At 71.2% G+C, this 12,430-nt stretch carries 11 protein-coding genes; 4 read left to right on the forward strand and 7 right to left on the reverse strand.

What is annotated here, in order from left to right:
• The first annotated feature begins 88 nt into the window (after positions 1 to 88).
• Complete coding sequence (locus tag CFK41_RS01865; protein WP_096798142.1) at positions 89 to 1,309, forward strand: multidrug effflux MFS transporter; 1,221 nt, start codon at positions 89 to 91, stop codon at positions 1,307 to 1,309.
• A gap of 25 nt (positions 1,310 to 1,334) precedes the next feature.
• On the opposite strand, the gene CFK41_RS01870 is transcribed toward CFK41_RS01865, so the two are convergent.
• The 5 genes from CFK41_RS01870 to CFK41_RS01890 all read right to left on the reverse strand — a co-directional run bounded on the left by CFK41_RS01870 (position 1,335) and on the right by CFK41_RS01890 (position 5,588).
• Positions 1,335 to 2,042, reverse strand: a complete 708-nt coding sequence (locus tag CFK41_RS01870; RefSeq protein WP_096798143.1) for a CE1759 family FMN reductase — start codon at positions 2,040 to 2,042, stop codon at positions 1,335 to 1,337.
• Positions 2,042 to 3,205, reverse strand: a complete 1,164-nt coding sequence (locus CFK41_RS01875) for an LLM class flavin-dependent oxidoreductase (protein WP_096798144.1) — start codon at positions 3,203 to 3,205, stop codon at positions 2,042 to 2,044. The genes CFK41_RS01870 and CFK41_RS01875 overlap by 1 nt, the downstream gene beginning before the upstream one ends.
• Before the next feature lie 638 nt (positions 3,206 to 3,843).
• Positions 3,844 to 4,287: a cytidine deaminase gene (locus tag CFK41_RS01880; protein WP_096798145.1), complete on the reverse strand. Its 444-nt coding sequence runs from the start codon at positions 4,285 to 4,287 to the stop codon at positions 3,844 to 3,846.
• Between the two features lie 4 nt (positions 4,288 to 4,291).
• Positions 4,292 to 4,924: an AAA family ATPase gene (locus CFK41_RS01885; protein WP_096798146.1), complete on the reverse strand. Its 633-nt coding sequence runs from the start codon at positions 4,922 to 4,924 to the stop codon at positions 4,292 to 4,294.
• A gap of 136 nt (positions 4,925 to 5,060) precedes the next feature.
• Positions 5,061 to 5,588, reverse strand: coding sequence for a GNAT family N-acetyltransferase (locus CFK41_RS01890; RefSeq protein WP_096798147.1), 528 nt, complete (start codon positions 5,586 to 5,588; stop codon positions 5,061 to 5,063).
• Between the two features lie 105 nt (positions 5,589 to 5,693).
• On the opposite strand from CFK41_RS01890, the gene CFK41_RS01895 reads away from it, so the two are divergent.
• The 3 genes from CFK41_RS01895 (at position 5,694) to CFK41_RS01905 (ending at position 9,847) form a co-directional block, all read left to right on the forward strand.
• Positions 5,694 to 6,263, forward strand: coding sequence for a nucleoside/nucleotide kinase family protein (locus CFK41_RS01895; RefSeq protein ID WP_096798148.1), 570 nt, complete (start codon positions 5,694 to 5,696; stop codon positions 6,261 to 6,263).
• Between the two features lie 171 nt (positions 6,264 to 6,434).
• Positions 6,435 to 8,492, forward strand: a complete 2,058-nt coding sequence (locus tag CFK41_RS01900; protein ID WP_096798149.1) for a S9 family peptidase — start codon at positions 6,435 to 6,437, stop codon at positions 8,490 to 8,492.
• 290 nt (positions 8,493 to 8,782) lie between these two features.
• On the forward strand, positions 8,783 to 9,847 hold the full coding sequence (locus CFK41_RS01905; protein WP_096798150.1) for an Rv2578c family radical SAM protein: 1,065 nt from the start codon (positions 8,783 to 8,785) through the stop codon (positions 9,845 to 9,847).
• A 14-nt stretch (positions 9,848 to 9,861) separates the two neighbouring features.
• On the opposite strand, the gene CFK41_RS01910 is transcribed toward CFK41_RS01905, so the two are convergent.
• Both CFK41_RS01910 and CFK41_RS01915 read right to left on the reverse strand, forming a co-directional pair.
• Positions 9,862 to 11,055, reverse strand: coding sequence for a hypothetical protein (locus tag CFK41_RS01910; RefSeq protein WP_227873167.1), 1,194 nt, complete (start codon positions 11,053 to 11,055; stop codon positions 9,862 to 9,864).
• Positions 11,056 to 11,092: 37 nt separating this feature from the next.
• Positions 11,093 to 12,400, reverse strand: a complete 1,308-nt coding sequence (locus CFK41_RS01915; protein WP_227873168.1) for a hypothetical protein — start codon at positions 12,398 to 12,400, stop codon at positions 11,093 to 11,095.
• Between the last annotated feature and the right edge of the window lie 30 nt (positions 12,401 to 12,430).

A 12,430-nucleotide genomic window follows, 5' to 3' on the forward strand; every position in this document is an offset into this window, starting at 1 on the left:
GGCCTGGTCCGGGCCGACGTGCGGTGATGGGATCAGGGGGTCCGCGGGAACCGGCCCGCATGACGCCGCCAAGGAGAACGACCCCGCTGTGACCGCCACCCTGCCTGCACCGACCCGCCCGGCGCTGTCCCGGGCGATGCCGTGGATCCTGCTGCTGCTGACCGTGTTCGGCCCCCTCTCGATGGACCTGTACCTGCCGGCGCTGCCCGCCCTGACCCGCGAGCTCGAGGCGACGACCTCGATCGCCCAGCTGACCGTCACCGCCTGCCTGATCGGGCTCGCCGCCGGGCAGCTCTTGGCCGGACCGGCCTCGGACCAGTACGGCCGCCGGCGCATCCTGCTGATCGGCGTGGTCGCCTACGTGCTCACCTCGCTGCTGTGCGCGCTGAGCCCGAGCATCGAGCTGCTCATCCTGGCCCGCTTCGTGCAGGGCCTCGCCGGCGGCGTGGGCATCGTGATCGCCCAGGCCGCGGGCCGCGACGTGTTCGACGGCCGGGAGCTGATCCGCTTCTACGGCCGTCTCGCCATCGCCGGACCCACTGCCGCGATCGTCGGCCCCATGATCGGCGGACTCCTGAACGTGGTGATCGACTGGCGCGGGCTGTTCGGCTTCCTGGCCGTGGTGGGCCTGGTGCTGCTGGTGCTCTCCGCGACGCTGTTCACCGAGACCCTGCCGCCCGAGCGTCGCACCGCCGGCGGGATCGGCCGCACCGGCGCGGACCTCAAGGTGCTCTTCGCAGACCGGGTGTTCGTCGGCGCCGTGCTCTCCCAGGGCTTCGTCTACGCCGCGATCTTCTCCTACCTGGCAGGTTCCACCTTCGTGCTCCAGGAGATCTACGGCCTCTCTCCGCAGTGGTACGCGGCCGCCTTCGCCCTGAACTCCTCCGGCGGCGTGCTCGCGGGCTGGCTCGGCGGGCGGACCGCCGAGCGCTGGCGGGTGCACGGCGCCCTGTTCGTGGGCATCGGGATCACCGCCGTCGGCTGCTCGGGGCTGCTGCTCTCCGGGCTCGTCGCGATGCCGCTGCCGGTGGTGATCGCCTCGTTGCTCCTGCTGGCCTCGGGGGCGCAGTTCGCCTCGCCCGCAGGCACCACGCTCGCCCTGTCCGAGTACCCGCAGATGGCGGGCATGGCCGGATCGGTGCTGGGCACCGCCCGGTTCGGGCTCGGCGCCGTGGCCGCGCCCTTCGTGGGCATCGCCGGGTCGATGAGCATCCTGCCGCTGGGGGTCGTCACGACCGGCGCCGCCCTGCTCGCCCTCGGGGCCGCGCTGCTCACGCTGCGGCGCAGCCCCGTGGCGGTCGCGGCCTGAGGGAGGCGGCCGACGGGCGGGCGGCTCAGCGCCGGCCCAGCAGTGTCCCCATCGGCACGAAGTCGGAGAACTCCGGGTCCAGAGCCGGGGCGGCCGGGGCGTCGGCCGTGGCGGGCGCCGCGTCGGCCGCCGGGTCCAGCGCGGGCTGTGCCGCCTCGCCCCGTCGTGCGCGCAGCATCGCCGCGAGCTCGCCGGCCGCACGGCGCACCCGCGCCCCGAGCGGCAGCTCGTCGGCCTGTCCCTCGGTGTCGGCGCCGAAGTCGGCCGACGCCGCGAACACCGCCGTCGGCACCACGTCCGCCTTCAGGTAGCCGGCCATGGGCCGGATCGCGTAGTCGATCGCGAGGGAGTGGCGGGCCGTGCCCGCGGTCGCGCCGAGCAGCAGCGGCTTCCCCTTCCAGATCTCCAGGTCCACCGCGTCGAAGAACATCTTGAACAGGCCCGAGGGGCCCACGTTGAAGACGGGGGTCACGGCGATGACGGCGTCCGCGGCACGGATCTGCTCGATCACGAGCGAGAGCCGCTCGCCGGGGAAGCGGGTCAGCAGCGCATCGGTGATCTCATGGGCGTGCTCGCGCAGCTCGATGGTGGTCACCTCGACCTCGACGCCGTCCGTGCCGAGCGCCGCCGCGGACTCGCGGGTGAGCTGGTCGGCGAGCATGCGGGTGGAGCTCGGGGTGGAGAGCCCGGCGGAGAGCGCCAGGATCCGGTAGGTGGTCGGTGCCGTGCTCATCAGTGCTGTCCCTTCGCGTCCTCGGCCCGCAGGCCGGTCCAGTTGTCGCCGGTCTCGAACTTGTAGGCGTCGTCGAAGGAGCCGTTCTCCGCCTCGGCGGCCGCGACCCGGAGCGCATGCGTGGGCGCCTCGGGGACGTCGGCCGGCTTGCGGGCCTCGAGCTCCTTGCGCAGCACCGGGACCACCTCGGTGCCCAGCAGCTCGATCTGCTCCAGGACCGTCTTCTGCGGAAGCCCCGCGTGGTCCATGAGGAACATCTGGCGCTGGTAGTCGCCGACGTTGTCCGCCATGGTCAGGTAGCGCTCGACGACCTGCTCGGGGGAGCCGACGGTGAGCGGGGTCTGCGCGGTGAAGTCCTCCATCGAGGGACCGCCGCCGTAGACCGGGGCGTTGTCGAAGTAGGGGCGGAACTCGGTGACCGCGTCCTGGCTGTTCCGGCGCATGAAGGCCTGACCGCCGAGGCCCACATAGGCCTGGTGGGCCTTGCCGTGGCCGTAGTGCTCGTAGCGCTCGCGGTACAGCTGGACCATCTGCTTGGTGTGGCTCATGGGCCAGAAGATGTTGTTGTGCAGGAATCCGTCGCCGTAGTACGCGGCCTGCTCGGCGATCTGCGGGGAGCGGATCGAGCCGTGCCACACGAACGGGGCCACGCCGTCCAGCGGGCGCGGGGTGGCGGTGAACTGCTGCAGCGGGGTGCGGAACTGGCCCTCCCAGTCCACGACGTCCTCGGTCCACAGGCGGCGCAGGAGGTCGTAGTTCTCGATCGCGATCTCGATGCCCTTGCGGATGTCCTGACCGAACCACGGGTAGACCGGGCCGGTGTTGCCGCGGCCCATCACGAGGTCGACGCGGCCGCCGGTGAGGTGCTGCAGCATCGCGTAGTCCTCGGCGATCTTCACCGGGTCGTTGGTGGTGATCAGCGTGGTCGCGGTGGAGAGGATGATCTTCTCCGTCTGCGCGCCGAGGTAGGCCAGTGTGGTGGTGGGGGAGGAGGTGACGAACGGCGGGTTGTGGTGCTCGCCGAGCGCGAAGACGTCGAGGCCCACCTGCTCGGCGAGCCTGCCCTGCTCGATCATATTCTGCAGGCGCTCGTTCTCGGTGGGCACCTTGCCGGTCAGGGGATCGGGGGTGATGTCGGCGATGGTGAAGATTCCGAACTGCATGGCAGGCTCCTTGGGGTGCGTCGGGTCTCCGGGAGGGGCTGTGGCCGGGGTGCTGCAGGGGGTCCTGCTCCCGGCCGATGAGGCCGCTCCGTGAAGTTGCTACAACTTTAAACTACTTTGAGGATGGGGGCAACCTCAGGGTGACGGCGGTCGCCTGGTGGTGGGGAGGGGCCGGCCCGGCCCCCGGCGCGAGGGTCACGAAGGTGGGGGAATGGGGCCCGGATAGGCCCTCGTTCGTGACTATGGCGCTCGCCCGGCCCGGGAGAAAGGGTGCCCCCCGGCGTGAGGGTCACGAAGGTGGCGGATTGGGGCTCGGATAGACCCTTGTTTGCGACTATGGCGCTCGCTCTGGCCGTGGCGGCTGGTGCGAGTGTCACGAACATAGGGGATAGGCGCTCGGATAGCCCCGCTTCGTCATGAGGGTGCTCTTCTGTTCGCTGAGTCATCGCACCGTCTGGTCGTCCACGGCCTCGACGACGGCTCGGGGTCCTCGGGGCGGAGGAGTTCGTTGGAGATGTGCGTGCGGGGACCGTATGCCGGGTGTTTGGAGATGAGCGACGAACAGTCTGGCTAGTGACGGGGGAGAGGTGCGGCGAAGTCCGAAGAGTCTGGTCCGAAATGACTGTTTCTGACTCAGGTCACGTGGAGGGCTCGGCGCTCGTCCACATCGCCGGGGTGTCGTCGAAGGCCTGGAGCCAGTAGTGCGGCATCAGGTCTCGCAGCGGCACCCAACCGGGAGTGGTGGAGTGCTCCTGCGGCACCGCTGCCAACACACCGGGCCCGTGTGTCGCCAGACGCTCCTGGCAGACCCCGCATGGGGCCAGCACCTTCTCCGGGGAACCCGGCTCCCGGTACAGGCAGATCGTCGCCACGATCGACTCGCCGAGCCGGTGCGCTGCACAGTAGGGCTCCGTCTCGTGACAGACCTCGACCGCAGGGTTGAAGGCCTCGGGGGCGGTCCCCAACAAGATCTCTCCCGACGCCGTGAGCATGGCCGCGGCGCCCCCGTCGCTGTCCGGGAACCGCAGGTCGATGAGGTTCCGGCAGGCAAGGACCAGAGCGTCGAGATCGTGGGTGCGCATGGGGTCAGTATGGGCGAGGCGGTGGGGTGCGAGGAATCGACGTGAGGTGGCGAGGCGGCTGCCTTGCTCTGCATCGATGATCGCTGGCGGAGCCTTGCTGGTGAGCGGTTGTCCAAGGCGCCCGAAGAGACCGGACCTGTTCCACGAGCGCGTTCACCTGAGTGGGGTCAGCCGTGTCCTGGGCGTCGATCGTCAGCGCGTCCTCGTCGACGGGAGGTTCGAAGTTCGCCCGATGGTCATGGAGGACGGCATCGGTCACGTCCGGGCGGTTTGGGGACAGCCTGTTGGCACGAACGCGAGTCTGCTGGAGTTCAGGGCTGATCCGGATCCAGACGACCACGAAGGGTGCACCGCAGCTGTCGGCGACTTTGCGCCACTCATCCCTGATGAACCGCGGCGAGCCGGTGTCGTCAACAATGACCCGGTGCCCTGCGTCGAGAAGCTCGCGTCCGCGCTCGTGAGCGATCCGGTTGGTCTCGGCCCATTCCTCCAGCGGGATGCCTTGGCCGCCGTGCAGTCCGCGTTCTTCGTTGATGAGGTCGAGACTGATGAGGCTGGCAGGCAGAGAGTCAGTGAGTCGTGCTGCAAGGGTGCTCTTGCCTGCGAAAGAGAGTCCGCACATCAGCGCCAGCGTCATTCTCGCAACCTACCGCCGCTCAGGTTCTCTGTCGCCCGAATAACGCTGCTGGTCAGGCACCTGGGTTGCGCGGAGGACAGGTTGGGCTCGGTCGGAGGTGAGACGGAACGTTCCGAGGAGCGAGCTGGCCGCACCCTCAGTCTCCGACGGTTCCCCCGAGTCCGTCCTGCATCAGGTCGCGCGAAAAGGTTCGTAATGGCCGCTTCAGGAGAGAGTGCTCGTACTCGTCGCCCACGGCCGTCCACCCCTCACTCCGGTAGAGCCCGAGCGCTGTGTGATTGTCGAGGAGGGCGTGGAGCACCGCCTGCCTGTAGCCGGCATCGGAGAGATGCCTGCCGATGGCTTGCAGCAGCGTCCGCCCCAGTCCGCGAGCCTGCTGGCTCGGTTGCACCGCGAGCAGGCCGACCACGGCTGCGTCGGGCGGGTCGGTCGGCATGCCACTTCCAGGGGCAGTTGCAAGGACGAATCCATCGATCTGTTCGCCGCTCGACGCAACGATCCATCCGATGCTCCTGTCGAACTTCGGCCGAGCCCGATCCGCGATACCGCCGATGGAACGACCGTCCCGCACAGCACACGCATCGACCCATAGGGCGACGCACTGCTCGATGTCGGAGGATGCTCCGGCCCGAAGAGTGAGCGCTGGATCAGCGTGGCGTTCCATAGGGTCAGTCTCTTACCCCCGCCCTACTCATGGCCGGAAACCCGATAACTCAGCACCCGGCTCCGCTCCGCCCCAACGAACCCGCACGTACGGCACCCTGTAGCGATGAGCGACTCAGAGCTGCTGGTGATCGGTGGGGCGTCCGGGGTGGGGAAGTCGTCGGCCGCGTTCGCGCTCCACGACCTGCTGGCGGCGCGGGATGTGCGGCATGCGGTGCTGGAGGGCGATGCGCTCGACCTGGCGCACCCCGCGCCGCGGCAGGAGGGGATGGCGCTGCGGAATCTCGCCGCGATCTGGGCCAACTATCGGGAGCTCGGCCACCGTCGGCTGATCTATACGAACACGGTCTCCGTCCTGGAGTCGGCCGCGCTCGCCGAGGCCATGGGCGACCGGCCGCGCATCACGGCAGTGCTGCTCCAGGCCGGCCGCGGCACGATCGACGCTCGGCTCGCCACACGGGAGCAGGGGCAGAGCCTCGTCGCCCATGCGGAGCGGAGCCGTTCGGCGGCCGTGCGGCTCGAGGTCGAGGCCGACCCTGCCGTGCACCGGATCGACACCGAGGGCTGCACCCCGGACGAGGTGGCCCGGAAGATCGACGCCCTGCTCGACTGGGGCCGGCGACGTGGCCCTAGCCGGTGCGAAGGTGGCGAACCTGGGGGAACGGGGGTCGGATGAGCCCGTCTTCGTGACCACCGCGCTCGCCCGGCCCGGAAGGCACGGGATGCCCCGGTGCGAGTGCCACGAACCTGGGGGAATGGCGCTCGGAGGAGCCCCGTTTGTCACAGCAGGGCTACGGGATCGTGACGAGGATGGTGGCGCCGTCGGCCGGTGGCAGGATGGTGCCCCATGACACACGAAAGCATCGAGACCCTGCTGGACGCGGCCCGATTGGCCGGACTCGAGACCACCGAGGGCGGTCGGATCCTCGCGAAGGTGTCCCGCCCGGACGCGAAGGGCACCTCCTACCGCAGCAGCCTCGTCGAGATCGACGGCGACCGCCTGCTCCCGCTCACCCGCGGCAGCGCCTCCGTCGGCGCCGTCGCCGCGGCCGAGGACGGCACCACCTACTTCACCGCCAAGCGCGTGGGCGAGGACGGCGAGGAGTCCGAGGACGCGCAGCTGTGGGCCCTGCCCGTGCGCGGCGAGGCCCGTGAGCTCGCCACCCGTCCCGGCGGCTTCGGCGGCCTGACCATCGCGGGCCGCCACCTCATCACCGAGCTCGAGGTGCACTCCCAGGCCGCCGACGAGGCCGAGCACGCCGAGCTCACGAAGAAGCGCTCCACGGCCAAGGTCACCGCCGCCTTCCACACCGGGTTTCCCACCCGCTACTGGGACCACGACCTCGGCCCCACCCGCCCCGTGCTCGCGATCGCCGCGCTGCCGGACGACCTCGCGCTCGCCGAGCGCACCCCGGCACCCGCCGGCGCCGACGCGAAGACCCCGTCGGCCGACGGGGACGACGAGGACCAGCCCACCCAGGTCCTCCACTTCCGCCACCTCGCGATGCCAGCCGGTCGGCTCCTGGACTGGACCGTGGACCGCAGCGGCGAGAAGGCGCTGATCGCGGTGCAGGACTCCCGCGGCGATCTGCTCGCCGTCCCCGACCTCTACCTCCTGGACCTCGTGGGCGGCGAGGCGCCGCGCCTGCTGCGCGAGGGCACGGCCGAGATCGAGCACGGCCCGGGCGAGTTCAGCCCCGACGGCCGCCGCGCCCTCGTCGGCCGGTACCGCACCTGGACGCAGACGGCCACGATGGGCGTCGGCGTCGAGCTGCTCGACCTCGCCACCGGCGAGTCGACCCCGGTCTGGCCTGAGCTCGACCACTGGGCGGACCCGATCTGGCTCGACGAGGACACCCTCGTCGCCACCACCGACGAGCAGGGCCGCGGCGCCGTGTGGATCGGCGGGGTCCATGACCCGGCCCCGCGCCGCCTCGCGGGCGGACCCGACCAGGACCTCGCCTTCTCCGGCGCCTCGGTCGCAGGCGGTGCGATCATCGCCTCCGCCTCCGGGATCGCCGTCGCCCCGCACCCCGTGCGCATCGATCCCGCCGACGGCACCGTCACCGCGCTGCCCAACCCGGCCGAGCCCGTCGACCTGCCCGGCACCCTCACCGAGGTCACCGCGACCGCCGAGGACGGCACCGACCTGCGCGCCTGGCTGCGCCTGCCCGAGGGGGAGGGGCCGCACCCGCTGGTGGTCTTCGCCCACGGCGGCCCGTGGGGCTCCTGGAACGCCTGGACCTACCGCTGGAACCCGGGCCCGTTCGTCGCCGCCGGCTACGCCGTGCTGCTGCCGGACCCGGCGATCTCCACCGGCTACGGCCAGGCGATGATCGACCGTGGCCAGCACGAGCTGGGCGGCGCCCCGTACACCGACATCATGGCGCTCACCGACGCCACGATCGCCCGCGAGGACGTCGACGCCGAGCGCACCGCCTTCGCCGGCGGCTCCTACGGCGGCTACATGGCCAACTGGGTGGCCGGGCACACCGGTGACCGCTTCCGATGCATCGTCACCCACGCCTCCCTGTGGGACACCGCCACGATGGGCGCGACCACCGACAACTCCGGGTGGGAGCGGCCGATGCGGGAGCAGAACCGGCTCTACAACCCCAAGGACTTCGTGGCCGACATCGTCGCTCCGATGCTCGTGATCCATGGCGACCGGGACTACCGGGTGCCGATCGCCCAGGGCCACGCCCTCTGGTACGACCTGCACACCTTCTCGGGCACTCCGCGCGATGCCGAGGGGCGCACCCGCCATCGCTACCTGTACTTCCCCGACGAGGGCCACTGGATCCAGGGCCGCGGCAACGCGCAGGTCTGGTACGAGACCTTCCTCGGCTTCCTGGACGAGCACGTGCGCGGCGAGGAGTGGACGCGCCCCGCGACTCTGGGCTGATCGACGTGCTGCGAGGGACGAGCGGCAGGAGATCAGCGGGATGGCAGGGCTGATCGACGTGCTGCGAGGGACGAGCGGCAGGAGATCAGCGGGATGGCAGGGCTGATCGACGTGCTGCGAGGGACGAGCGGCAGGAGATCAGCGGGATGGCAGGGCTGATCGACGTGCTGCGAGGGACGAGCGGCAGGAGATCAGCGGGACGGCAGGGCTGAAGTCACCGGGCGGCCGACGGGCGGGATGGTCCGTCGGTCGCCCTTGACATCTGTTCGAACGGGCGTTCGAATAGGGTCATGCGGTGGAGCGGGCAGGAGATCAGCACGGGGACCGGCGAGCAGCCGAGCACCCCGGCGCTGCTGGGCATGTCCGGGCTGGTGCGCAGCGTGCAGACCCCGGAGTTCCAGGGCGTCACCTTCCACGAGGTGATGGCGAAGTCGGCGCTGAACAAGGTGCCGGCCGCGAGCTCCATGCCCTTCGAGTGGACGGTGAACCCCTACCGCGGCTGCTCCCACGCCTGCGTGTACTGCTTCGCCCGCAGCACCCATCGCTACCTCGACCTCGACGCCGGGGCCGACTTCGACCAGCAGGTGATCGTCAAGGTCAACGTCGCCGAGGTGCTGCGGGCCGAGCTCGCCAAGCGCTCCTGGAAGCGCGACCTCGTGGCGCTCGGCACCAACACCGACCCCTACCAGCGGGCCGAGGGCCGGTACCGGCTGATGCCCGGCATCCTCTCCGCCCTCGCCGAGTCCGGCACGCCGATCTCGATCCTCACCAAGGGGACGCTGCTGCGCCGTGACCTGCCGCAGCTCGAGACCATCGCCGAGCAGGTCCCCGTGGACCTCTCGATGTCGATCGCGGTCTTCGACGACGCGCTGCAGAAAGCCGTCGAGCCGGGCACGCCGAGCACCGCCGCGCGCCTGGCCACGGTGCGCGCCGCGGCCGACGCCGGATTCCGTGTGACCGTCTTCCTCATGCCGATCATGCCGTGGCTGACCGACTCCGACGCGCAGCTCGACGAGGCCCTGGCCCGGATCGCCGAGGCGGGTGCGGCGCACGTGGTCCACGGCGCCCTGCACCTGCGGCCCGGTGCCAAGGAATGGTTCCTGGAGTGGATCGATCGGGAGCATCCCGAGCTCGCCACCGGGTATCGGCGCTTCTACGGGACCTCGTCCTCCGCGCCCGTCGCGTACCGGCGCACCCTCTCACGTCGGCTGGTCCCGCTGCTGCGTCGCCACGGGCTCGACTTCACCGAGGACGTCGACCAGCCCGAGCACCGGAGCCGGGCGGCGGAGGCCGCGCGCCGGCCGCGCCTCGCACCGGCGGCGCTGGATCTCCTGCCGCAGCCGGCGCTGTTCTGACCGGAGGGAGGGGCTCAGGCGACCTGGTCGGCCGGGGCGCTCCAGGTCGTGCACTGCCCCAGTTGGCCGCGGCTCTTCTGCCCGGCGACGACCCAGGCGGCGCGGGAGTCCTGAGAGGGGTCGCCGGCGCTGAGCGGTGCGCTCTGGGCGTCGACCGAGGTCACGAAGTCCTCCACCCGATCGGCCGGCCGGATCCCGGCGGGGAGCTGGAAGGCTGCCGCCGAGGCGATGCAGCTCAGCTGGAGCGTGTAGCGGCGCTGCGCCTCCTCGGCCTGCTCGGGGGAGTCGGCGAGGGCGAGCAGCAGCGAGCCGTAGTAGTCGTCGAGGTCCCCGGCGGCGAGGACGAACACCGCGTAGGAGTACGAGAGGTGCCACATGTACAGGCTCGGCGCCTCCTCGGCGGAGGCGTTCGAGAACCCGGCATCCCACTGCGCCGGCCAGTACAGGGTGCGATCGTCGTGGCAGACCACCGGGGCGGTGCCCGTGAAGCGCTCGGCCGCGCAGGAGGAGCCCTGCGGCGGGGAGTCCGTCTCGAAGACCACCACCCGCGGGGCCTCGAACGATATGCCTTCGGCCGAGAGCGCCGGGGCCCAGGAGACGGCGAGGCAGTCCGCCCCGGCCTCGAGGAAGGTGGGCAGCTTCTCCGCCGGCACCATGCCACCGGTGGTGGCGGGCAGGGAGCATCCGGTGGGTGCGGGCAGCTGCGTGACGAGCAGCGGGTTCTCGGTGAGCACCTCGCGCAGCTCCTCCGGCCCGCCGGAGGGGATCTGGTCCTGTTCCAGCGGCTCCCACACGCCGGGCTCCGTGCCGGGCGGCGCGGTGAAGGGATCGCTCCGGGCGATCGGGGTCGAGTCGCGGTCACGGTTCGTGAGCCACAGCGCGGTCAGGCCGCCGCCGATCCCCAGCAGCAGGAGCAGGGCGCAGCCGAAGGCGATGCCCGGGATCAGCAGTCCGCGACGCCGCGGCCCCGTGGTCGCGTCGATCCCCGGGGGCAGCGCAGAGCCCGAGGACGAGTTCGCGGGAAGAACCCGCATCGGCTCCCGGGTCGCAGACGGCGGTGGATCGAAGCGCGGCCGCTGGTCGAAACGCTGGATCGGGTCGGGGTCGACGGACTGTCCGACGGGGGAGGTGCCGGAGGTCAGCGGGCGAGGTGCGGTGTCCTCGTCGTCCGGGGCATCCGGGAACCCGACCTCGTCGTTGCTGGTCATCGTCCTCCTCCGACCGGGCCGGGCTGCGGCGCCACGATCAGGTCACCTGGTCGACGTCCGCCGTCCAGGCATTGCAGACGGAGAGGTCGCCGCCGGAGTCGAAGCCGCGCTTGATCCAGGCGGCGCGGGTCTCCGGGCGGATGGTGTTCGGCGGCTCGCCCTCGGGCCAGAACGTCGGATCGGTGAGCGCCTCACGGAGCGCCGGGGTGGGCTCAGCGGCGGTGGGGACCTGCATCGAGGCCGCCGAGGCGAAGCACTCGCGCTGCATGGTGAAGCGGCGCCAGGCCTCGTTGTAGCGCTCCTCGTCGGTGGTCTTGAGCCCGTCGCGGAGGGTCGTGAAGTAGACGGTCAGCGAACTGTTCCAGCTCAGCGTGTTCGTGTAGATGAAGGAGAGGTCCCACAGGTAGGCCCCCGGGACGTTCTCCGGGTCATCCAGCGTCAGCCCGGAGCCATAGCCCACGGGCCAGTAGATCGTCGAATCCAGATTGCACATGCGCGGGAAGTCCGCGGAGAACTCCGAATCGCAGACGGCCGTCGAGGGAACGTCCGGGTGCTTGTACACCACGATCTTCGGGCTCACCCAGGGCAGGTTGCGGTCCGAGCTCGCCGTGGACCAGACCTGGTCCAGGCAGGTCGCGGAGGCGTCCAGAACCGCCTGCAGCTCCTCGACGCTCGGCTCGACCGGGGTCGCCGGCAGATCGCACTCGGGAAGAGTGGGGAGGGTGCCGGAGGTCAGCGGGTTGTCCCCCATGGTCTTCCAGAGCTCATCCGGGGTGCCGGTGGGCGGGTCATAGGGGACGACCACCTCGAACTCCCCGGCCTCCGACTCCTCCGGGGTCGTCGAGTCCGTCGCGCTCGGCGTCTCGGAGTCCTCCGGTGTGGTGGTCTCCGAGGGGGTGTCGGAGGCGACCGGGGCGTCGTTGGTGCGCAGGGCGAGGTAGGTGATGCCGCCGCCGACCACCAGCAGCAGGGCCAGGACGCAGCTCAGCGCGACGCCGATGAGCAGCCAGGGGCGCTTCGGACGGGGCTGCTGGCCGCCGGGGCCCTGGGGGCTGCCCGGTCCCCACCCGCCGGGGCCCTGCTGGTTGCCCGGGCCCTGAGGGCTGCCGGGACCGGACGGCGCGGGAGTCCAGCTGGCGCCCTGGGGGCCGGTGGGACCGGACGGCGCCCCGCCCCAGCCCTGCTGGCCGTGCGGTGCGGGGGAGGCCTGCGGTGCGCCATATCCAGGAGCTGACTGGGGGCCGCCGCCCTGTCCGTTCGGGTTCTGCGGCTGCCCGCCCTGCGGTGCGCCGTTCTGCCACGGCTGCGGCCCGCTGTCAGGACCACCCCATCCTGAGCTCGACATCGGCTTCCCCTCGCGTCCTCGGTCCAGTGC

The organism is Brachybacterium ginsengisoli, assembly GCF_002407065.1.
Taxonomy (GTDB): domain Bacteria; phylum Actinomycetota; class Actinomycetes; order Actinomycetales; family Dermabacteraceae; genus Brachybacterium; species Brachybacterium ginsengisoli.

Coding starts and splice junctions, on each gene's coding strand:
- CFK41_RS01870 (WP_096798143.1), bottom strand. CDS start 2,042: ATGAGCACGGCACCGACCACCTACCGGATCCTGGCGCTCTCCGCCGGG.
- CFK41_RS01875 (WP_096798144.1), bottom strand. CDS start 3,205: ATGCAGTTCGGAATCTTCACCATCGCCGACATCACCCCCGATCCCCTG.
- CFK41_RS01880 (WP_096798145.1), bottom strand. CDS start 4,287: ATGCGCACCCACGATCTCGACGCTCTGGTCCTTGCCTGCCGGAACCTC.
- CFK41_RS01885 (WP_096798146.1), bottom strand. CDS start 4,924: ATGACGCTGGCGCTGATGTGCGGACTCTCTTTCGCAGGCAAGAGCACC.
- CFK41_RS01890 (WP_096798147.1), bottom strand. CDS start 5,588: ATGGAACGCCACGCTGATCCAGCGCTCACTCTTCGGGCCGGAGCATCC.
- CFK41_RS01895 (WP_096798148.1), top strand. CDS start 5,694: ATGAGCGACTCAGAGCTGCTGGTGATCGGTGGGGCGTCCGGGGTGGGG.
- CFK41_RS01900 (WP_096798149.1), top strand. CDS start 6,435: ATGACACACGAAAGCATCGAGACCCTGCTGGACGCGGCCCGATTGGCC.
- CFK41_RS01905 (WP_096798150.1), top strand. CDS start 8,783: ATGCGGTGGAGCGGGCAGGAGATCAGCACGGGGACCGGCGAGCAGCCG.
- CFK41_RS01910 (WP_227873167.1), bottom strand. CDS start 11,055: ATGACCAGCAACGACGAGGTCGGGTTCCCGGATGCCCCGGACGACGAG.
- CFK41_RS01915 (WP_227873168.1), bottom strand. CDS start 12,400: ATGTCGAGCTCAGGATGGGGTGGTCCTGACAGCGGGCCGCAGCCGTGG.